The sequence below is a fragment of the Cytobacillus oceanisediminis 2691 genome (genome assembly GCF_007678455.1).
In the GTDB taxonomy this organism is placed as follows: Bacteria; Bacillota; Bacilli; order Bacillales; family Cytobacillaceae; genus Mesobacillus; species Mesobacillus oceanisediminis_A.
Genome location: NZ_VEEP01000226.1, coordinates 1 through 270 on the forward strand (window position 1 = coordinate 1; position 270 = coordinate 270).

Genomic DNA, 270 nt, shown 5'->3' on the forward strand with positions numbered 1-270 from the left:
CATAACAATCCTTCATAATCCTTTCCATCTCCACATCAATTTCATAACCAATCTTATCTCAATACTTCTCTTCATTATTCACCTCCCCTCCAACCAATACCTCCCCCTCCCCCTCCCCCAACTCCAATCCTCCCACTTTATCACTCATCCCCAATTCACTAACCATTCTTCTCCCAATCCCTCTCCCCCCCTCCAACTCATTCTCCCCACCACTCCTCACTTCCCCAAACACCATTTCTTCCCCTACACCCCCCCCAAGGAGGCCGGTGA

General features: G+C 49.6%; 1 pseudogene. It reads right to left on the reverse strand.

Features of this window, described 5'->3' with window-relative positions:
• Positions 1-58: 58 nt before the first annotated feature.
• Positions 59-270 (reverse strand): annotated as a pseudogene (locus tag FS736_RS23745) (ATP-dependent zinc metalloprotease FtsH); the annotation flags it as partial.